General features: G+C 42.8%; 18 protein-coding genes, 1 tRNA gene and 1 pseudogene. 1 reads left to right on the top strand and 19 read right to left on the bottom strand.

Annotated elements, in window-relative coordinates:
• Positions 1–141: 141 nt before the first annotated feature.
• From purN to F9856_RS05850, 12 genes and pseudogenes are all read right to left on the bottom strand, one after another.
• A pseudogene (purN, locus tag F9856_RS05905) lies at positions 142–690 on the bottom strand (phosphoribosylglycinamide formyltransferase); the annotation flags it as partial.
• Positions 687–1,709: a phosphoribosylformylglycinamidine cyclo-ligase gene (gene purM / locus F9856_RS05900; protein WP_202106037.1), complete on the bottom strand. Its 1,023-nt coding sequence runs from the start codon at positions 1,707–1,709 to the stop codon at positions 687–689. The pseudogene purN and the gene purM, both read right to left, overlap by 4 nt.
• 55 nt (positions 1,710–1,764) lie before the next feature.
• On the bottom strand, positions 1,765–3,219 hold the full coding sequence (gene purF, locus F9856_RS05895) for an amidophosphoribosyltransferase (RefSeq protein WP_202106036.1): 1,455 nt from the start codon (positions 3,217–3,219) through the stop codon (positions 1,765–1,767).
• A 2-nt stretch (positions 3,220–3,221) separates the two neighbouring features.
• A complete protein-coding gene (locus F9856_RS05890) occupies positions 3,222–6,941 on the bottom strand; it encodes a phosphoribosylformylglycinamidine synthase (protein WP_202106035.1) in 3,720 nt (1,239 codons plus the stop codon).
• 12 nt (positions 6,942–6,953) lie between these two features.
• Entirely contained in the window at positions 6,954–7,661 is a 708-nt protein-coding gene (purC, locus tag F9856_RS05885; protein ID WP_202106034.1) for a phosphoribosylaminoimidazolesuccinocarboxamide synthase, read from the bottom strand.
• Positions 7,662–7,778: 117 nt separating this feature from the next.
• On the bottom strand, positions 7,779–8,027 hold the full coding sequence (locus tag F9856_RS05880; RefSeq protein WP_105096691.1) for a phosphopantetheine-binding protein: 249 nt from the start codon (positions 8,025–8,027) through the stop codon (positions 7,779–7,781).
• Complete coding sequence (gene plsX, locus F9856_RS05875; protein WP_024399255.1) at positions 8,020–9,027, bottom strand: phosphate acyltransferase PlsX; 1,008 nt, start codon at positions 9,025–9,027, stop codon at positions 8,020–8,022. The genes F9856_RS05880 and plsX overlap by 8 nt, the downstream gene beginning before the upstream one ends.
• Positions 9,028–9,253: 226 nt before the next feature.
• Positions 9,254–10,027 carry a hypothetical protein gene (locus F9856_RS05870; protein WP_024379946.1) on the bottom strand — a complete coding sequence of 258 codons (774 nt, stop codon included), beginning with the start codon at positions 10,025–10,027 and terminating at the stop codon, positions 9,254–9,256.
• 1 nt (position 10,028) lies between these two features.
• Positions 10,029–10,904: an ABC transporter ATP-binding protein gene (locus F9856_RS05865; RefSeq protein WP_202106033.1), complete on the bottom strand. Its 876-nt coding sequence runs from the start codon at positions 10,902–10,904 to the stop codon at positions 10,029–10,031.
• A 27-nt stretch (positions 10,905–10,931) separates the two neighbouring features.
• On the bottom strand, positions 10,932–11,669 hold the full coding sequence (locus F9856_RS05860; RefSeq protein WP_202106032.1) for a hypothetical protein: 738 nt from the start codon (positions 11,667–11,669) through the stop codon (positions 10,932–10,934).
• Between the two features lie 312 nt (positions 11,670–11,981).
• On the bottom strand, positions 11,982–13,346 hold the full coding sequence (locus F9856_RS05855; RefSeq protein ID WP_202106031.1) for a sensor histidine kinase: 1,365 nt from the start codon (positions 13,344–13,346) through the stop codon (positions 11,982–11,984).
• A complete protein-coding gene (locus F9856_RS05850; RefSeq protein WP_105256573.1) occupies positions 13,343–14,077 on the bottom strand; it encodes a response regulator transcription factor in 735 nt (244 codons plus the stop codon). The genes F9856_RS05855 and F9856_RS05850 overlap by 4 nt, the downstream gene beginning before the upstream one ends.
• Before the next feature lie 106 nt (positions 14,078–14,183).
• On the opposite strand from F9856_RS05850, the gene F9856_RS05845 reads away from it, so the two are divergent.
• Complete coding sequence (locus tag F9856_RS05845) at positions 14,184–14,525, top strand: hypothetical protein (protein WP_202106030.1); 342 nt, start codon at positions 14,184–14,186, stop codon at positions 14,523–14,525.
• Positions 14,526–14,536: 11 nt separating this feature from the next.
• On the opposite strand, the gene recO is transcribed toward F9856_RS05845, so the two are convergent.
• The 7 genes from recO to F9856_RS05810 form a co-directional block, all read right to left on the bottom strand.
• Entirely contained in the window at positions 14,537–15,301 is a 765-nt protein-coding gene (gene recO / locus F9856_RS05840) for a DNA repair protein RecO (protein ID WP_202106029.1), read from the bottom strand.
• Positions 15,288–16,466 carry a pyridoxal phosphate-dependent aminotransferase gene (locus tag F9856_RS05835; protein WP_202106028.1) on the bottom strand — a complete coding sequence of 393 codons (1,179 nt, stop codon included), beginning with the start codon at positions 16,464–16,466 and terminating at the stop codon, positions 15,288–15,290. Before F9856_RS05835 ends, recO begins: the two co-directional genes overlap by 14 nt.
• An 86-nt stretch (positions 16,467–16,552) precedes the next feature.
• On the bottom strand, positions 16,553–17,521 hold the full coding sequence (locus tag F9856_RS05830; protein ID WP_024376872.1) for a ribose-phosphate diphosphokinase: 969 nt from the start codon (positions 17,519–17,521) through the stop codon (positions 16,553–16,555).
• A 130-nt stretch (positions 17,522–17,651) separates the two neighbouring features.
• Positions 17,652–18,857, bottom strand: a complete 1,206-nt coding sequence (gene pcsB / locus F9856_RS05825; RefSeq protein ID WP_202106027.1) for a peptidoglycan hydrolase PcsB — start codon at positions 18,855–18,857, stop codon at positions 17,652–17,654.
• A gap of 84 nt (positions 18,858–18,941) precedes the next feature.
• Entirely contained in the window at positions 18,942–19,457 is a 516-nt protein-coding gene (gene mreD / locus F9856_RS05820; RefSeq protein ID WP_004195373.1) for a rod shape-determining protein MreD, read from the bottom strand.
• A complete protein-coding gene (mreC, locus tag F9856_RS05815; RefSeq protein WP_202106026.1) occupies positions 19,447–20,283 on the bottom strand; it encodes a rod shape-determining protein MreC in 837 nt (278 codons plus the stop codon). Before mreC ends, mreD begins: the two co-directional genes overlap by 11 nt.
• 59 nt (positions 20,284–20,342) lie before the next feature.
• Positions 20,343–20,430 (bottom strand) — tRNA-Ser (locus F9856_RS05810).
• Positions 20,431–20,441 lie beyond the last annotated feature (11 nt).

Raw genomic sequence — 20,441 nt, 5'->3', positions numbered from 1 at the left:
AAATACTTCCACAAATGGATTTATTCCATCTACTTTTAAATCAATTAACCATGCCCAAAAATTAGAATGAGAAATTTCTTTTCCTCCTAAAGAGATTGCAAATAAAGGAGATGATTTCAACTGCTGAACGCAAAAATCTCTTTTCCTATTTGCCCCTAACTCCTCCAAGACTGCTGGATAGAGTTGGTACTCCGCTTCATGTATTCTTGCTTCAAAGGCTTCCAAGGTGTCATCGGCCAATCTTGGCACTCGGACTTGTTTGATAATTTGTCCTGTGTCAACACCACTGTCAACCCAGTGGACTGTCACGCCACTTTCTGCCACACCTGCATTCCAAGCGTCTTCAATTCCATGGGCTCCTGGAAATTCAGGCAGATAAGCCGGGTGGATATTGATGATACGACCTTCATATTGAGCTAACAGGGTCGGACCCACAATCTTCATATAGCCTGCCAAGACCACCAAGTCAATCTGGTGCTGGTCTAAGAGTTGGATGAGGGCTTCTTCGTAAGCCTGCTTATCCGCAAATTCTTTTAATTCAAAAGTAAATGCTGGCACACCTAGTTTCTCAGCCCGTTCCAAGACATAGGCATTTCTACGGTCTGAAAAGAGGAAGGCTACTTCAAACTGCTCTGCGATGACTTGAAAATTGGAGCCAGACCCACTGGCAAAAACAGCTATTCGTTTCATTTGATGACCACACTCTTGTCTTCCTTAGTGATAATGCGGCCAATTTCATAGACTTCTTCGCCTACCAATTCACGGACTTTCTCCACCTGCTCTGGACTGACAGCCAATACCATGCCAATCCCCATATTGAAGATTTCAAACATTTCTTCATGTTTGATTTGACCGTATGTTTCAAGGGCTGTAAAGATTGGAAGGACTGGAATCTTGTCTTCTTCAATCTCAGCTGCTAGGTTGTCAGCAAACATACGAGGTACATTTTCGATAAATCCGCCACCTGTGATATGGGCAATGCCGTTGACCAGCCCTGCTTTTACCAGAGGCAACACCTGCTGGACATAGATACGGGTCGGCTCTAAGAGGACATCCTTTAGAGCTCTGCCATTGAGCTCTGGCAACAGAGCGTCGCCAGAAACATCTGCAAAAACACGACGGACTAGGGAATAACCGTTGGAGTGGATACCGCTTGAGGCCAAGCCAAGAAGAATGTCGCCCTCCTGGACCTTGCTGCCGTCAATAATCTGAGACTTCTCCGCAATACCGACGGCAAAGCCAGCTAGATCGTAGTCGTCCTCACCGTACATACCAGGCATTTCAGCTGTTTCACCACCAATCAAGCCGCAACCAGCTTGGACACAACCTTCTGCCACACCGGCCACAACCTGCTCTAGCTTGGCTGGCTCATTTTTTCCTGTCGCGATGTAGTCTAGGAAGTAAAGTGGCTCCGCACCCGTAGCGATGATGTCGTTGACACACATGGCTACGCAATCCTGCCCGATTGTATCGTGCTTGTCATACTGAATGGCCAACATAAGCTTGGTACCGACACCATCTGTCCCAGATACCAAGACTGGCTCTTTGACATCCAATTTGGTCAGATCAAACATCCCGCCAAAGCCACCAAGAGCTCCCATCACGCCCAAACGTTCTGTCCGAGCCACGTGCTTCTTAATCCGCTCAACCACTTCATAGCCAGCTTCGACGTCAACGCCCGACTGGGCATAGGCATTTTTATTTGTCATTTTAATTCCTTTCAACAGTTTACAGGTCTGTCAAGTAACGTTGACACCCCTGTCTTTACTTGACATTTTCAATGTAGAAACTCGTTTTCTCTTCTAGGCTACGGAGGTACTCTTCCTCGTAGTCGTAAAGAGGAGTTGGAAATTCTCCGTCAAAATAGGCCACACAGAGTCCACCTTTTGGAGCATCGGTGTCGATACCAATGGCCTCAATCATACCTTCAAGAGAAAGGTAGGTCAGGCTGTCAGCTCCGATAATCTCACAGACTTCTTCAACCGTATGATTGGCTGAAATCAGCTCCCGACGAGTCTGAATGTCAATCCCGTAAAAACATGGATACTTGAGTTCTGGGCTTCCAATAGCCACATGAACTTCTGCTGCTCCTGCTTCTCTCAATAGCTGAACGATGCGACGGCTGGTCGTGCCACGGACAATGGAATCATCAACCATAACTACTCGTTTACCCTTTACAATGCTAGAAACGGCTGACAATTTCATCCGAACACCTTGTTCGCGAAGCTCCTGAGTCGGTTGGATAAATGTCCGCTGGGTATACTGATTTTTTATCAACCCCATTTCATTGGGCAGACCGGATTCTTCTGAGAATCCACTGGCTGCGGAGAGAGAGGAGTTCGGTACACCGACGACAATATCTGCCTCATGTTTGAACTCCTGTGCTAAACGACGGCCCATGTTTTTTCTGGCAGTATGGACATTGACTCCATGAATGACGGAGTCTGGTCGAGCAAAATAGACATACTCCATAGAACAAACTGCTAGCTGAGTGTCGGTCGTATAACGGTCATAGTGAACGCCGCTATCATCGATGATAAGAATCTCACCAGGCTCCACATCGCGAACCCACTCAGCACCTACTACTTCAAAGGCACAGGTTTCACTAGCAACAACCCAGGCACCATTTTTCATCTTTCCAATTGAAAGTGGACGGAAACCATTAGGATCCAAGGCCGCAACCAATTTGTCTTCCAACATAATCAGGTAAGCAAAGCCACCTTTAACAGTATTGAGAGCTTCCTTAATTTTTCCCATAAAATCTGGATTGTGACTGCGGCGAATCAAGTGCATCAAAATCTCTGTGTCTGAGGAACTAGAAAAGATTGAACCGTTCTTTTCCAACTCAGCCTTCAAGCTGACTGCATTGGTCAAATTTCCATTATGAGCCAAACCCACCTGCATATCTGCAAAGTCAAAGAGGAAGGGCTGGATATTATTGATAGAAGCAGAGCCAGAAGTCGCATAGCGGACATGACCAATGGCAGCCGTTCCTGTCAAGGCTTCTAAATCCGCTGGATTTTTAAAGACTTCTGCAATCAGGCCTGTTCCGCGATGGCGACGCAAATGCCCACCATCATTGGCTAAAATCCCTGCCCCTTCTTGCCCACGGTGCTGCAAGCTATGCAGACCAAAATAGGTCACCTGAGCAGCCTGCGGATGTCCCCAAATGCCGAAAACTCCACATTCTTCATTGAGTGATTTAACTTCGTATGTCATAGTTATTTTCCTGTAAAATAGCGAACTGCTGAAACAAAGAGCTCTTGGTCTTTCTTACCTGGAATATTTTGGAAAAGACCGTCCTCGTAACGCTCCGAGTGTCCCATTTTCCCGATAATCTGACCATTTCGGCTGGTGATTCCTTCAATAGCATGGCTAGAACCGTTTGGATTATACTTAGAATCCATGCTTGGCTGACCAGTAAAGTCAACGTATTGGCTGAAAATCTGACCATTATCTCGCAAGATAGCGAATTCTTCGTCAGTCACCACAAATTTTCCTTCCCCGTGGGAAACTGGAATAGCATGAATGTCACCGACCTGGACACCTGCTAACCACGGTGAGTTGACATTAGCAATCCGCGTTTCCACCATTTTGGCAACGTGCTGGTTGGCATCGTTGTAGAAGAGGGTCGGACTGCTTTCACCCGCCTCTTCAAAGTTTCCATAAGGTAGCAAGCCTGATTTGACAAGGGCCTGGAAGCCATTACAGATACCGATGATGAGGCCACCTTTTTCGATAAATCTGTCAATAGCAGAGCGGACCTTGGCGTTTCGTAAGATGGTCACAATAAACTTAGCAGACCCGTCTGGCTCATCTGCAGCGGAGAATCCACCTGCAAAGAATAGAATATTCGCCTTAGCAATATTGTCAACCATGGTGTCAACCGAGTTTTCAATGCTTGCTGCATCTAAAGTCACAAATGGAACCAGATTAACCTTGGCACCAGCCTGTTCAAAGGCCTTGGCAGAATCATATTCTGAGTTTGTACCTGGGAAGACTGGAATGTAAACCACAGGTACTTCAACTCTTTCCTTGGTTTGAATAACCGATGAACTGGTAATTGCTGGAACATCCTGTAAGTTTGTCGCCTGTTCAAATTCTGTTGGGTAAACTTCTTCTAGTTTGCCCTCAAAAGCTACTTGCAAGTCCTGTCCAGCAAGGTTGACACCATTGACAACCAGTGTAAAGTCTGTAGTGGTTTGACCGATTTTCACAGCATCTGGAATGTCTTCTTGCGATGTGAAGACAAAGCCACCAAGTTGACCTGTCAAGCTAGTTTCAAGGTCGGCAAGCTCAACTCTTGCTCCGATTTGGTTACCAAAGGACATGAGGGCTAGACTTTCTAAGACACCGCCGTACTTGACTGCACTAGCAGCCGTAATCGCATAATCGCTCTGCCATTTTTCAAAAGCTTCAAAATTAGACTTCATCAAGGCAAAATCAATGTCTTCTGACAAAATCTGACCTGGTAAGTAGTAAATGTGCTCGCCAGATGCCTTGAATTCAGGTGAAAGAACCTTGCGGCTGTCTGCCGTTGTCACACCAAAGGCCACCAAAGTCGGCGGAACTGTCAAGTCCTCAAAAGTACCAGACATAGAATCCTTACCCCCAATAGACGGCAAACCAAGCTGAATCTGTGCCTCAATCGAACCGAGCAGAGCCGCTACTGGCTGACCAAAACGCTCTGCCTGCTTGTCCATTCGCTGGAAATATTCTTGATAAGAGAAGCGAGCCTTGGACCAGTTAGCACCTGTTGCCACCAAGCGAGCTGTCGCTTCAATGACCGCATAGGCTGCTCCGTGGTAAGGTGACCAATCTGCCAGATAAGGATGATAGCCCTGAGCCATGACAGAAGCCGTCGTCGTCACACCGTGTTGGACAGGTAGTTTCTGTACCGAACTTTCTGTCGGTGTCAATTGGTGACGACCCCCGAGAGGGTGATTAACGGTTGAACGACCAACAGATGAGTCGAAAATCGTCTGCAAACCTTTTTGACTGGCATGGTTAAGATCTGAAAGAAGATTTTTCAAGTCCTCTTGTAGCGTTTCAGCAGATGTTGTACGTGTTTCCGGCAAGTTGACAGCATTGTCAACTACTTTTGCATCAACTACTACACGAACACCATTTGTATCAAGGAAAGAACGTTCCAAATCAACAATCGTTTGGCCATTCCAAGTCATGACTAGATTTGGTTTTTCAGTCACTTTGGCTACAACAACCGCATGGATATTTTCCTGACGGCAGGCTGCGATGAAGGTATCGACATCTTGAGGACGAACAACGACGCTCATCCGCTCTTGTGATTCAGAAATGGCAATTTCCGTTCCGTTCAAGCCTGCGTACTTGAGCGGGACCTTGTCCAAGTCGATTTCAAGACCGTCCGCCAATTCCCCAATGGCTACGCAGACACCGCCTGCACCGAAGTCATTGGATTTTTTAATGAGACGAGTCACGGCACCATTTCGGAACAAGCGTTGGATTTTGCGTTCTTCAATGGCATTTCCCTTTTGGACTTCTGCACCAGCTGTTTCCACAGACTCGACTGTCTGTACCTTGGACGAACCTGTTGCCCCACCGATACCGTCGCGACCTGTTTTGCCTCCCAATAAGATGATCACATCTCCTGCGACTGGTTTTTCACGAACGACATTTTCCTTAGGAGCAGCACCGACTACGGCACCAAGTTCCATCCGTTTTGCGACAAAACCTGGGTGGAAGTACTCCCGTACATAAGTCGTCGCAAGACCGATTTGGTTTCCGTATGAAGAATAACCATGTGCCGCTGTTTTTGAAATGATTTTCTGTGGCAATTTCCCTGGACGAGTCGCCGTCAGGGGTTGGGTGATATCACCCGCACCTGAAATTCGCATGGCCTGATAAACATAGGAACGACCTGACAAAGGATCACGAATGGCTCCACCGATACAGGTTGCGGCACCACCAAAAGGCTCGATTTCTGTTGGGTGATTATGGGTTTCATTCTTGAACATGAGGAGCCACGGCTCTTTCACGCCGTCCACATCCACTTCAATCTCCACCGAGCAGGCATTGATTTCATCTGACACTTCCATGTCATCCAGACGACCATTTGCCCGCTCATAACGACCAAAAATCGTCGCCATATCCATGAGCGTCTGTGGCTTATCTGTCCGACCTAATTCTGTCCGCATCGCCAGGTACTTGTCATAAGTCGCCTGCAATTGCTTGTGGAATTTTGAAGCTGAAAAGTCAATAGACTTCAGTTCTGTTTCAAACGTCGTATGACGGCAGTGGTCACTCCAATAAGTATCCAAGACCTTGAGCTCTGTTTCGGTTGGCACTCGACCGATTGACTTGAAATAATCCTGAATGAAGAGCAGATCTTCCACTTCCATAGCCAAACCAGCCTCACGCTTGTAAGACGCAAATTCCTCTGCCCCGTAGCTATCAAAAAAGTCCAAGCTTGGAATGACTGTATCTGACACCGAAAACTCCTGAGCCACCAAAGGAGCATCCATATCCTTAAATCGCGAATCCACAGGATTCAGCAAATAATTCTTGATGGCAGCTAATTCTTCTTCCTGCACATCACCGTTCAAAATATAGAGCTGACCTGTATTGACACGCACCTCCTGACGACTGCCCAATAAGAGAAGAGCCTCCTGACTACTTGCAGCCCGCTGGTCAAACTGCCCAGGAAGAGCCTCAATCGCAAAATAAACAGCCTCCTCCAAATCAAGCTCAGCTTCCGACAAGACCTTGTCCGTCACCTGCTCAGTAAAGATGTGCTTGATGGCCTGCTCCAGCAAGCCCTCTTCCAAATTGAAGACATCATAAACCTGCACCAGACGTACACTCGTCAAACTTGTCAACTGTAAATTATGAGTCAACTCCTTGCGAAGAGCCTCCGCCTTAATCTGAAAATCCGCCTTCTTCTCAACAAAAATCCGCTTCGCCATATCTTCCAATCCTTATTTCACTTCCTGTAATTTTGCCAATACGACCTCGTAAACCTCGGTCAATTCCCCGAGCCCCCGACGAAAAACATCCTTGTCCAGATGGTTGCCATCCGCATCCCACAAACGACAATTATCCGGAGAAAACTCATCCGCCAATAAAATCTGACCAGAAGAGTCAATCCCAAATTCTAGTTTGAAGTCCACCAAAGTTAGCCCAATCTGAGCAAACAAGTCTTTCAAGAAACTATTGATACGACGTGTTTCTTCCTTGATATAGGCGATTTGATCCTGACTAGCCAGTTCTAGAAAGGCAATGTGTTCATCGTTGATAAAAGGATCGTCCAACTCATCTTTTTTATAGTAAAATTCCACGATAGGAGTAGGTAAGACTATCCCTTCCTCCACACCGAAGCGTTTTGAGAAAGACCCAGCTGTCACATTTCGCAAAACAACCTCAAGAGGAATAATCTCCACCTTCTTATTCAACTGCTCCGTATCCGACAAACGCTTGATAAAATGCGTCTTGACTCCAGCTTCATTCAACTTTTCAAAAATCAAAGATGAAATCAGATTATTGAGTCGCCCCTTGCCAGTAATCTGTTCTTTCTTGCCACCATTAAAAGCCGTTGCCTGGTCCTTGTAAACTGCAACAATCTGGTCGCTGTCAGCCGTAGCGTAGATGTCTTTGGCTTTTCCTGAATAGAGAAGGTCTGTTTTCATTAAAATGTTCGCCTTTCATAAAATATTCTAGTCTTTTCGTTTATTCTATCACATAACATTCGTGTAAAAAAGCATTTGACGGTATTTTTTAAAAAAATAAAGAAAAACGCCCGTAAACTACGAACGTTTCTGTAATTCTTCATAAATAAAATCCACAATATCAGACAAGGTTTCAAATCGCTCAATAGCCGCATCAGGAATATCGACACCAAACTCGTCTTCCAAAGTCAAAACAAATTCCATGATTTCCACCGAATCCGCTGCGATATTATCTGCCAAAGTAGATTCAGGTTGAACTTGAAAATCTTCTCCCTTTTCATCTTGAATCAATTCAACAACCCGCTGATAGACCTGCTCTCTAGTCATGGCTGTCCTCCACTACTGAAAATTTCTCCACCGATTTTTCGACAATACCAGCCTCCAAGATAGAACGTGTCTGCTTAATGGTATAGAAAATCGACTGGGCATCGCTAGAGCCGTGCGCCTTGATGACAGGAGCTTTCAGACCAAGCAAGACAGCACCACCTGCTGTTTTATAATCCATAGCCCCCAATGCCTTTTTAAGAGTTGGCTTGACTAACAAACCACCCAATTTAGCACGCAGACCGCCATTTTTGATAGAGCCCGTCAACTGGCCAACGATGGATTTTGCAGTCCCCTCAATGGTTTTCAGCACAGCGTTTCCCGTGAAACCATCCGTCACGACCACATCCGCCACGCTGTTAAGCAACTCACGCGCTTCCACATTGCCAATAAAGTTAATCGACTTGTCTTCCGCCAAGAGTTTATAGGCCTCTTGGTGAACTGGCGTTCCCTTGGTATCTTCCGTACCATTGTTCAAAAGTCCCACACGAGGTTGTTTGACACCACGCACATGCTCCGCGTAAAATGAACCAAGAATACCATACTGATAGAGGTGATGAGCTGTATTTTCAGCATTTGCCCCCAAGTCCATCATATCAAATCCCTTACCGTCCATAGTCGGCAAGGTAGACATAAGACCAGGACGGTCGATGTTCTTGATGCGACCGACGACAAAGACGCCTGCCGCCAAAAGAGCACCTGTATTTCCTGCCGACAAGACCGCATCTGCTTGACCATCCTTGACAGCCTTGGTCGCTAGAACCATAGAAGCCTCTTTCTTCCGACGAATGGCCTTAACTGGCTCATCATCTGAATTGATTTTCTCCGTCGTATGGACGATGCTGACTCGCTCTGTTGCTGTCAAATACTGCTTGATTTTAGCCTCATCACCATAAAGTTGAATCTCAATATCTGGAAAGGCAGCCAAGGCTTGATTGACACCTTCTACCACTGCCTGAGGGGCGTGGTCCCCACCCATAGCATCTACTGCAATACGTTTCATCTATCTAGTTCCTTCACTTTAGTCTTAGAGATATTATAGCACGATTTTAACTTTTTTCCTATTATAGTCTTTTAGTTTACTTTTAGTACTAGGCAACGAGCCGCAGGCATAACTGGAGTTAGGCAAGGCGAGTTAACGAAGTAATAAAAGAAAAACTAAATGACGATATTGAAAATAGCAGAGCAAAACAAAAATCCCCTTCTCTCGCAAGAAAAGGGATAATATCTTAAAATTCCATCTTTTTAAAATACTTTAAGGTCAGATAGGCTAATACCGTAGAATAAACCAAAGTAACCAAAACAGATGTTCCTAGTGTTGAAAACAGGCTTGCTCCTTCATACAAGGTATCAATGTTACCAGTTGGAAAGAAACTAGCCAAACCAAATACACCTAAAATACTTGACCCAAGTGAGTAACCAAAGGCAACTGCCATAGTCGCTCCGACCCCTGAGTACAAGGAAACACAAGCAGCCAGTAAGACACAGACCAACATATCTAGCATAACACCAAGGATACTTTGTGCAAATCCTGCATTTTCTGTCGCATTCAAATAATCCCAGAAAGTCAAGGTCGCATAGTCCAAATGACCAATACGTGTGTAGTAATAAACTACCATCACCAATAGAAAGATTCCTGTATAGATGAGGACAATCGTCACCAGACTCAAGACCTTGGCCCAAAAGATGTCCTGACGCTTGATATCCTTATAGAGAAACATGGTATGGCTATCTGCCTCACCCTTGAAGACCGTATAAGTTAGATAAAAAAGGGCTAAAATCGGGAGAACAAAGCTATAAGCAGATTGAAAGATTACACTAGTTAGAGCAACGAATGATAAAAGATAGCCATTCGGCACATGTGGTACCATAAAGTTGGAACCTTTTGGTAAAAAGGTTGAAGCCAGAAAAATGGTCGGAAAGAGGAAGGCAAAGGCAAGGAAAATCTTGGTTTCCTTCCTCTTCCAAACACTGGCAAAAACAGGTTTAAAAATTGCTAACATACTATTCACCTCGACTAAAAATTTCTTTCAAGTGGTTTTCTTTTACATGAAGCTTGCTGATCAAGTTTTGACTAGCTAGGTAGGCTAAGACAGCATTGAGTTCTCCACTGCTTGCCTGAGTAGAAATCTCTAGGACATCCCCATCCAGAGTAATCGTTTCTGTCAGATAGGTAGAGAGAGCTTTCTTATCTGCTCTGCTATTGACCTCTACCAAGACGCTTGGAGCTGACTGCCCAGCAAACTCATCTGCCAACTGACCTTTTTCGATATAGACATAACGCTCACAGAGAGCCTCCAACTCGCCAAGCTGGTGACTGGAAATCAACATAGAGATATTGCGTTCCTGTGACCAAGATTTGAGAATATCGATCAACTGTTGGACACCGACAGGGTCCAAGCCCACAAAAGGCTCATCCAAGATAAGGAAGTCTGGCTCTGCTACCATCGCGATAGCCAAGGCCGTCCGCTGTTTCATACCAAATGAGAATCCTTTTGGTTTACGGTTGCGCGCCTCCCACAAATCTAAGAGCTTGAGAGTCTTTTCAATATTTGGAAACATCTCTGTCCTACCGTGCAAGGTCAGGTAAAACTTCAAATTATCAATAACCGACATCTCTGGATAGAAAACAGGGTCAATCATAATCCCAAAATCTTTGAGCAAGTTATCTGCTGTATGAATATCCACACCATTATAGGTAATGGTTCCTGTTGTCGGCTTGAGAGATTTAGCCATCAATTTCATCAAGGTCGATTTTCCAGCTCCGTTTTTGCCGATCAGGCCGACGATTTCACCTTTTTTAATCTCCAAACTCACATCTTTTAATGAGTAAAAGTCATTTCCAGCAAATTGTTTTGATAGGTTCTTGATTGTAAGCATTGTTCTTCTCTCTTTCTTAGGTATCTTTTAATATTCAATTTTTTCAAAATTCTTGCGTGCCGAACGATAAGCCAATCCAAAATATAGCAGGATCAAACCTAGACTAATAGCAAGGGCAAGTCCAAATGGAAACTGTCCAGCCAGCTTGCTCGCATAGGTCTGTGGAAAAGTATAGCGGAAGCCATTTAATAGCGGAGCAATTTGAGCAGTGAGGTTAAAGAATACCCCTGACAAGACAGCCATTATGGTTGTTCGCTTGATGGATACTGCCGCTACCAGATTGATCAATATCAGATTTATGCCAATTATCGCCAAGATATAGAGCCAGCTATAAGCAGCTTGATGAGCAGGAAGCCAGTGGAAACCATACTGGGGAACAATAGTAACGACATAGGTCAGGCTAGCGATAAGAACCGTCCCAAAGAAGTAAATCATATAGACAGCAAAGAGACTGAGCAACTTGGCGTGAAGAATGCTGGATTTCTTGATATCCTTGTAAAGAAACAGGATTCCAGAACTAATCTCATCGCGAAAGACCGACGATACGATAAAGCCCATGATTAAGGCAGGTAAGACCAACTGGTATTGCAAATCCAAAGCCGACACGATAAAGGAAAGCCAACTTCTTGTCACATCTATGTTGATTCGAGCTTCTCCTACCCCTGATAAGCTAGATATCAACAAGGGCAAGAAGGCAAAGGCTAAAAGAATATTCACATCACGTCTTTTAAAAACGGATTGAAATACTGAAGGAAACAGATTCATAATTTAACTCCTTAGGACTACTACTCAATGAAAATCAAAATCAGGCTCGCTACAAAGGTTCCGGGAACCTTTGTAGGTTGGAGATGGAACGAACATCGTTCGTGTCAATATGATGCAGATAGACCTCTGTTACTTTTCTTATTTTCAAGTAACAGGCTGAAAACCTCCACTGGAGCTTTTCAGTCATCAAATCCGCCTGATTTTGATTTTCGAAGAGTATTGATTTGTTTTACAAGAAAAGTATAACCCAAAAGAGCAATAAAAAATGACCACTCTAATGAATGGTCGTTTATTTGTCATGAACGGTAAATATTATGTTTTAACCGTATGTGGCACATGTAGTTCTTGACGGAATCGAAAAGCCTGACTAGTCGTCACCAGTCTAATAGATGGATAGTGTGACAGGATTTTCTGCACATTGGCCAAACCAATCCCTCGCCCCTCTCCCTTGCTGGATTTCCCATAAGAAAAGATAGATTTTGTCTGAATCCGTTCTTCTGCTGTGCTATTTTCGATGATAAGAATTTTTTCACCTTGGTCTTCAAAATAGGCCACAAGCAGACTCTTCTCAGCTGACAAACTGGCTGCCTCTATGGCATTGTCTAAAAAGATTGATAAGATAGTCACCATATCCAGCAATTCGATTCCTACTGGAGCGGTACTGGCTTCTTCTATCTCAACGGTAAGCTGAATCCCCCGACTTTGAGCTTCCATCAGCTTAGCAGATAAAATACTTTTCATCGCAGTATTATCCAGATGAGCTAGATTTCCAATATCATAGGCATCTTGATAAAATTTCTGGTCTGTCCCTACTAAAACCGTTTGATAGATAGCCCTGATTTCACTGACATCTTCCTGCTTGATAGCTTCATTGAGACTGACCAAGATATTGGTATAATCATGTCGAAAACTTCTAATGTCCTTATACAGGCTTTCCACATGCTGACTGTAGTCTTCTAAAGAAGATAATTGAGCATCCTTGGCTTCCTGCAATTCCTCAGTCAACTGCTCTTTTAGCTTGGTATTAAGGAAAAAGAGACTACCGATAAAGTAAGCAAAATAAATCTTAATAAAATCTAGATAAACCTGACTGTCCCCTATGCCAATAGCTACCGAAAAGTCCATTTCGCCTACTGATTGCCCAAAAACGAGCAACGCATGCACCACAACAACATAGAAGAGCATAGAATAAATTAGGTTCTTGAGACTCTTTTTAAACTTAGGATAGGCAAAGACCTTCTTCATGTGCTGAAAATCAATTCCCAGCAAACGGATAAAGGTCCGATAAAAAGGAATAAAGAGCAAAAGGACCACTACCACAAAGAGAATATCAAGCCATTCCAGATTCGTCTGCCATAGTTGAAAGGTTGTCCACTTAAGCTGGTAAATCCCAAAGGTTCGCTGAAATAAATCAACTAAGACAAAAGGTGCTAAACCGTAGAACAAGGCTTGAGACCAAGTCCAAGACCGCTGAAACACCAAGAGATAAACCAAGAAATACAAGGGTTCTAGGTAAAGAACTATATCTGGAAAAACAAGGGTCAACAAAGAATAGAGACCAGACAGAGCCAATATCCGCCACCATTTCAAGCTCAGCTGACTCAACTGATTAAAAACTCCAAGCTTGATAAACCAGTCGATGAAGGACACTAGAAATACTAAACCAATAGCCATCATTTCCCAACCCTCTCTAGCAAACCTTTCAGTTTCATTCGAGAGACCAAGCAAGATTCCTCCTGTTCAAAATACACCATCCGCTCCACAGCATCCACACGAAGAATATTAGCTGGATTGACCACATATGCCCGATGGCTCTGGTACAAGCGTTCATCTGTTTTCGCAATATCTGACACCTTGCCATAAAACTCCGTATGACCTGACTTGGTTGTCAAGACAACCTTGTGAGGCGTTGAGGAGGTTTCAAAATACAAAATATCTGAAAAAGGAACTTGAATCTGAGAAAACTCACTCTTGAAAACAAAAGCATCATCGCTCACAGTCTGACTGATATGACTATAAGCATGTTGGAGAACATCTGCCACCGCTTCCTTAAAGGCAGGCTCATCCAACCCCTTATCAATAAAATCAAGAGCCGACACACGGTATTTATAGGTCAAAGGCATAAATTCCGAATGCGTCGTCACAAAAACAATCACAGCATGCGGATCACGCGCTCTTATCTCCCGTGCAATCTCCATCCCTTTCTTCTCCTCACCTCTAATCTCAATATCTAGGAAAAAGAGCTGATGATTTCCAGTCTCTGTCACAGCCTCTAATAACTGCTGAGGTTTACCAAAAACTTCTAAGGTCTTATAGGCAACGTCACTCGTTTTTACAGCTTCCTCAATCGCCTGCTCCAACCTAGCTTGTTGCATAAAATCATCTTCCAAGATAAAAATCCGTAACATCTCATCCCCCATTCATGACAAAATAAAGACTGTTCATGACAGCTCCACCCTATTTACTCTAAAATCTCCTATACTAAGATATATCAAAGAAAGGAAAGAAGCCTACATGATCTATATCCTAAAACCATTCTTCTATCCAAACACGATAGAAAGGATTTTAAACCAACTTGGGCGATCCTTCCAAGTCAAACACAAGGAAGATTTTCCCGTCGCCCATCAAATTAACTACTATTTTATCATAAATACCCCTCAAAACATATTCTGGGATGGAATGAAGGTAGCAAAAACCATTCGCCAGCGAGATGACACTGGACTGCTCATCTTGATTGATGAAGAGCCTGACTACCAAGTCTGCTTCCGTAGCCACCTCTCCTTCCTAGCTGTCCTGACACCACACCAAGCCCAAACAGAATTAACTGAATATCTACAAAACAGCCCTCTCCATTGAGAAGGCTGTTCTTATTCTTCTGATTTCATAATCTGCCCCCAAGAAGACAAATCATCTATAAATTTCTTGGATTTCAAGTGAATCCCCACATATTCCTCGTAGACTTGGTCAATAAAAAGCCGTAATTTTCGCTTCATCTCAGACTTAATCGAAATGGTTTCCAAGTCATCAAAGGAAATAGCCTGAAATTGATCAAGTAGATAGGGAACATTGGGATCCAGATAGGCCCGTCGCTCATCTTCCTGATAGTGTTGCGGACACAAGACACCGCTGTACTTGTAGGAATAGTCAAAAGGCAAGCCAACCCGATGACAAAAAGCACACTCGTGAAAATTCAGACTGATCCCAAATCGACCCAAGAGCTGAATTTCAAAGATATTGGTCAGAACTTCGTAGTCCAAACCTGACTCCATCAAGTCCAAGGTCTTGACCAAAAAAGCAAAGAGAGCTGGGTCATAGACCTTGTCCTGCAAGGCCGCATCGGCCAAGGCCAAGATGTAGGTAGCATAGCTAAGCTTGAAAATATCACCGTTAATATTCTTAAAGGGCTGTACCTGATGAAAATCTTCGATATAAGACAGACCATCATCATTGATTTTAACGATAAAATCCGCATAGGTCAAAGGCTGGATAGAAGCTACCAGCTTGGATTTAGAGGCATGTTTCACGAAAAACATTCGCTTGCCTGCCTTCTCCGTAAAAATCTTTACCAGCTTGTCATCTTCTCGAAAATTCCGATTATATAGGACTAATCCTCTGGTTTCAATTCGTTCCATTTTCTTCTAGATATTCCTTCAAACGAGCCATGGCTGTTTGAATCTTCTCCATACTTGCTGCATAGGAAATTCGCACATAGCCTTCACCATACTGACCGAAGGCCGCTCCTGGAATAAAGGCCACCGCTTTCTTTCTCGCAAAGTCCTGCAAGAAACTAAAGGAATCTTGATTGTAACCCGCAGGTATTTTTGCAAAGATATAGAAAGCACCGTCTGGCTTAATAATCTCAAAGCCTAGGTCCGTCATCTTCTCGATGATGTAATCCCTACGCTTGACGTACTCCGCCCGCATCGGAAGAGCGTCATCCTTACCATTTTTCAAGGCTTCAACCGCACCATACTGCATAGCAGTTGACGCCGCTGTCACAAGATACTGGTGGCTCTTGATAATTTGAGCGATAATCGGAGCCTGACTCATGATCAAGCCAATCCGCCAACCTGTCATAGCATGGGACTTGGACAATCCCTGAATCAAAATGGTCTGTTCTGGCAAAAACTCCGCAATCGAAGTATGAGGCTGACCAGTGTAAGTCAACTCCGCATAGACCTCATCGGACAGGACAAAGACAGGGTACTTACGCAAGACATCCGCAAAGGCCTGAATCTGCTCACGTGAGTAGGTAACACCTGTTGGATTGGCAGGATAGTTGAGAATGACAGCTTTTAGCTTTTCCCCCTGCTCAATAATCGCCTCTTCCAACATCTCAGGTGTCAAAACAAAATCATTTGCCGTCGTATCGATTACAACGATATCTGCTCCCACCATATTGACAATCGGTTCATAACCAGGATAGGCAGGGGCAGGCAGAAGAACTGTATCCCCAGCCTCTAAAATAGCAACTAAACTCGCTGACAGAGCTTCTGTCGCACCGATTGTAGAGAGAATTTCATTTTCTGGATTGTAGTTTAAATTATATTTTTCAGCCACAAACTCAGCTGCTGCTTGGCGCAACTCCAAAAGACCAGCCATTCCAGTATAATAACTCTGATCAGCATCAATAGCAGCCTTAGCCGCTTCTTTAACATGATCAGGCGTTGTAAAATCAGGCTCTCCCAAGGTCAGTTTCAAAATCCCGGGAACATCCGAAATAGACTGATCAAACTGACGAATCATCGAAACCTCAATCCGATTCAAATTCTTATTAAAACGATTTAATAAATCCATTCTGCCACCTCAAAAACATATAAAACTATTATAATACATTTTGAAAATAAATGTAAAAAAGAAGAGTCATTTGACTCTTCTCATACCTATTTAACACGACTTGCCTCAAACAAAGGTGACAAAGGACGTTTTTCATGAATACGAATAATCGCTTCCGCTAATAATTCTGCCGTTGAAATATGTTCGATTTTATCAATTAAGCGATCTTCTGCAATTTCAATTGTATCAAGAACAACCAATTTCTTAATTGCTGACTTACTAATGTTATCCATAGCAGGCCCTGACAATACTGGATGCGTACATGAAGCATAAACAGCTGTTGCCCCTGCATCTGCCAAAGCATCCGCTGCATGACAGATGGTACCCGCAGTATCAATCATATCATCAATCAAGATACAAGTTTTATCCTTAATATCGCCAATAATGTTCATCACTTCTGATGTATTCATCTTATCAACACTACGGCGTTTATCAATAATAGCAATCGGTGTCTTCAAGAACTGTGCTAACTTACGGGCACGTGTCACACCACCATGGTCAGGGGATACAACCACATAGCCATCACCGACCATACCACGACGTTCAAAATAATCCGCAATCAATGGAGCACCCATCAAATGATCAACAGGAATATCGAAGAATCCCTGAATCTGCGCAGCATGCAAATCAATTGTCAACAAACGATTGACTCCCGCTGTTTGTAACATATTGGCAACTAATTTTGAAGTGATTGGCTCACGAGCACGAGCTTTACGATCCTGACGTGCATAGCCATAGTAAGGCATTACAACGTTTACTGATTCAGCAGATGCACGTTTTAGAGCATCAACCATAATCAAAATTTCCATTAAATTGTCATTCACTGGAGAGCTAGTAGACTGAAGAATGAATACATGTGTACCACGAATTGATTCTTCAATATTCACTTGAATCTCACCATCTGAAAATTGACGAACACTTGATTTCCCTAAGGGAATACCAATTTTCTTTGCAACCTTCTCAGCTAATTGTTGATTGGACGATAGTGCAAACAACTTTAAGTCGGTAAACGCCATGATAGCCTCCTAAATTTTTCTACTTAACTATTTTAACGCTTTTTGAATCAATTTTCAAACAAAAATGAAAGATGTTTGTGTCATTAAGATTTTAATATAAAAAATCCTTGGATAAACCAAGGATAAAATATTATGGATAAATATAGTAAACCGCACCCTCAGATGTTGTTGTAGGATTAAACCAACCACGGTGATTACCAATATAACGACGACCCATATAGTTTGATTCAGAAACCTGGATGTTTGTAGAACTTTCAACTGCTGTTACTAAAGCAACGTGACCATACGTTCCACCTACCCAAACAGCAACTGCACCAACTTGTGGCGTTGTACCAACGCTGAAACCTTCAGCACGAGCTGAAGCCACCCACTGGTTAGCATTACCCCAGTATGGACCAACCCAAGAGACTTGTGATTTAACTCCCCAAGTACATTCACCGATAGGGTAAGAAGAAGCGTCATAACGCGCATTATTTGCTGCCGCTGAACTACCTGAACCTGATGATGTAGACGTTGTAGGTGTGCTTAACGTTTCAGTCACTGTAGTTTCTACTGGCGTTGACACGACTGGTGCTGATACTGAGGCTACTTGTTGCTGTGCTAGGGCTGCCTGTTGTGCTTGATACTCCGCTTGACGAGCTGCCGCTTGACGAGCTGCTTCTTCTGCAGCTGCCTTTTGCGCCAACAATGAATTTTTCTCATCTTCAGCAGTAGCTTTCTGCACAGCCAAATTTAACTTAGCAGCTTCCAATTCAGCCTGACGCACTTGCAATACTTGGGCGTCATCTTCCAATTTTTGGCGATTAGCTGCCAAAGTAGTGATTGCCTCTTGGTTTGCCTTTTGTTTTTCAACAATTGCTTCCTTATCAGCTTTTTGTTGTTCCAACATACGGTTATTAGCTGAAACAATCTCACGCATTGCATTAACACGAGAAACAGCATCAACGATTGATTTTGAATCTAAAATTGTATTAATATAGCTTGAAGCAGAGCCATCAACTTGAGCACTACGCGCCTGCTCCTTTAAAGCACCATCACGTGACACAATATCAGCTGACAAACGCTCAATATCTGCCGCCAATGTCTGCGATTCTGCTTCCAAACGAGTATTTTCTTCTGTTAATTTCGCCTGTTCACTAACAATTGCATCAACTTGTCCTTGAATAGCATCAACTTGTTGTTGAGCTTCAGCTTGTTGTGCTGTCAACTCACTAATCTGCTGATTTTTTGCTGCAATCTGACCATCTACATCATTCGCACTAATCACAGCTACATAATTAGCATTAGATAGAACAACTGTACTCAACATAATTGTAGCCAAGATTTTTTTCTTCATATCCGAACATAACTCCTCTATACTTTCTGACTCTCTCATTTTATCAAAAAAATTGCGTAAGTATATTACGCAATTATTACATTTCTATGTCTTGTTTGTTATTCCAAACAAACGCTCAAATAACGGTTGTAGTACGAAAAATAAGGCCAAATTGAATAGTAGACTTGGAAGTAATTTATTAAAAACAAAGATAAACACAGACAAGTTTGTTATATGAAAAATGCGAGCAAATGAATAACTAATAAATTCAAATTGAAAAATAGCTACTAGTAAAATCAAAATATTAATTCCTCGCCTGCTGACAGCACCTTGAAAGAAGAAATAGATGCAATATAAAACTAAAGGAAGAGTTGTAGTAGCAATACCAATCAGATTAAGATAACTAATATCATATACCAAACCTAGCAAAGTAAATATGAATAATGAAAAACCAAGAGATACATAGTTAGCATAAAAAATAGCTAACATAAGTACCAAATGACTTGAAATAGTAAATAATCCGACCGACCAATTTGTTACCAACGTTGAAATCTGTCCATCAAGTAATAAAATAAAGAACAAGATGGGAAACATGAATATTTCTATCATTTTATTGCGCATTTGTTTGACCTACCACTAAAACCGAATAAATATTTGAAAAACTAGCTGTCGGCTCAACATATACTTCTCTATTTAAACTGTTACTATTTGATTTAACCGATAAAACTTTACCAATTTGGATATTTGCCGAAGTCGCACCAGCCAAATCACTCGTTACAACATTGCTACCCACTGCAATTTCATCAGCTGAGTTCAACTGATTAATGATAAAACTATTTGTATCTGCATCATAGCCCGATAAAATACCATAAATTTCCTTAGAATCAACAGAAATTTTCACAGGCAACTTCGTGAATTCATCCGAATTCGTAAATAAGGTAACAACCGCCGAATCTGAACTCAATGAACTCACGATTCCAACTAATCCACCATTAGCAACCACAAGTGCATTAGATGTCACACCACTAGTCTCACCAATATTAATTGCAATATGCTCCGACCACGCTGAAGGAGTCCTCACCAAAACTGATCCTGGAATAAGTTGTTTTTCAGGAAAATCAGATACCACACCTAAACTGCTACGAAGTGATGCATTCTCTTCTTTCAAGCTAGTATTTTCAGCAGCCATCCCTTCAAGGCTCATAATAGCTTCCTTTAATTGTTTATTTTCCTCGTAAGCGTTCATCAAATCTGTCAAGACATCTTTCTGCTCAGAAAAAAATCTAGTAGGCACTGAAATAACCGCTTGAATTGGCGTTACAACAACCCTAACGATATTATTTAAATATGGTACCTGTAACCCCTTAGAGAAAGTCACAAACAAAAGAGAAAATGACAGTAATAAAAAGATAGAAACAACTACTACTAATTTTGAAAATTTATTCATAATAGACCCTCACCAAGATACAATAAAACGAGAATATCAAGCGATAATCTCGTTCACTACGGAGAATAAGGGATTCGAACCCTTGCGCCAGTTACCCGACCTAACGATTTAGCAAACCGTCCTCTTCAGCCTCTTGAGTAATTCTCCATCAATATAAT

This window comes from Streptococcus suis, from assembly GCF_016743335.1.
Lineage (GTDB): Bacteria > Bacillota > Bacilli > Lactobacillales > Streptococcaceae > Streptococcus > Streptococcus suis_Y.
The sequence above is the reverse complement of the archived record's forward strand: the minus strand, read 5'-3'. Positions and strand labels throughout refer to the sequence as shown.

What these genes read in the sequence shown, in the direction of transcription:
- F9856_RS05860 (WP_202106032.1), bottom strand. Translation starts at nt 11,669, where the DNA reads ATGAATCTGTTTCCTTCAGTATTTCAATCCGTTTTTAAAAGACGTGAT.
- pcsB (WP_202106027.1), bottom strand. Translation starts at nt 18,857, where the DNA reads ATGAAGAAAAAAATCTTGGCTACAATTATGTTGAGTACAGTTGTTCTA.
- F9856_RS05865 (WP_202106033.1), bottom strand. Translation starts at nt 10,904, where the DNA reads ATGCTTACAATCAAGAACCTATCAAAACAATTTGCTGGAAATGACTTT.
- purM (WP_202106037.1), bottom strand. Translation starts at nt 1,709, where the DNA reads ATGACAAATAAAAATGCCTATGCCCAGTCGGGCGTTGACGTCGAAGCT.
- F9856_RS05830 (WP_024376872.1), bottom strand. Translation starts at nt 17,521, where the DNA reads ATGGCGTTTACCGACTTAAAGTTGTTTGCACTATCGTCCAATCAACAA.
- plsX (WP_024399255.1), bottom strand. Translation starts at nt 9,027, where the DNA reads ATGAAACGTATTGCAGTAGATGCTATGGGTGGGGACCACGCCCCTCAG.
- F9856_RS05880 (WP_105096691.1), bottom strand. Translation starts at nt 8,027, where the DNA reads ATGACTAGAGAGCAGGTCTATCAGCGGGTTGTTGAATTGATTCAAGAT.
- F9856_RS05890 (WP_202106035.1), bottom strand. Translation starts at nt 6,941, where the DNA reads ATGGCGAAGCGGATTTTTGTTGAGAAGAAGGCGGATTTTCAGATTAAG.
- F9856_RS05845 (WP_202106030.1), top strand. Translation starts at nt 14,184, where the DNA reads ATGATCTATATCCTAAAACCATTCTTCTATCCAAACACGATAGAAAGG.
- F9856_RS05850 (WP_105256573.1), bottom strand. Translation starts at nt 14,077, where the DNA reads ATGTTACGGATTTTTATCTTGGAAGATGATTTTATGCAACAAGCTAGG.
- purC (WP_202106034.1), bottom strand. Translation starts at nt 7,661, where the DNA reads ATGAAAACAGACCTTCTCTATTCAGGAAAAGCCAAAGACATCTACGCT.
- purF (WP_202106036.1), bottom strand. Translation starts at nt 3,219, where the DNA reads ATGACATACGAAGTTAAATCACTCAATGAAGAATGTGGAGTTTTCGGC.
- mreD (WP_004195373.1), bottom strand. Translation starts at nt 19,457, where the DNA reads ATGCGCAATAAAATGATAGAAATATTCATGTTTCCCATCTTGTTCTTT.
- mreC (WP_202106026.1), bottom strand. Translation starts at nt 20,283, where the DNA reads ATGAATAAATTTTCAAAATTAGTAGTAGTTGTTTCTATCTTTTTATTA.
- recO (WP_202106029.1), bottom strand. Translation starts at nt 15,301, where the DNA reads ATGGAACGAATTGAAACCAGAGGATTAGTCCTATATAATCGGAATTTT.
- F9856_RS05835 (WP_202106028.1), bottom strand. Translation starts at nt 16,466, where the DNA reads ATGGATTTATTAAATCGTTTTAATAAGAATTTGAATCGGATTGAGGTT.
- F9856_RS05870 (WP_024379946.1), bottom strand. Translation starts at nt 10,027, where the DNA reads ATGTTAGCAATTTTTAAACCTGTTTTTGCCAGTGTTTGGAAGAGGAAG.
- F9856_RS05855 (WP_202106031.1), bottom strand. Translation starts at nt 13,346, where the DNA reads ATGATGGCTATTGGTTTAGTATTTCTAGTGTCCTTCATCGACTGGTTT.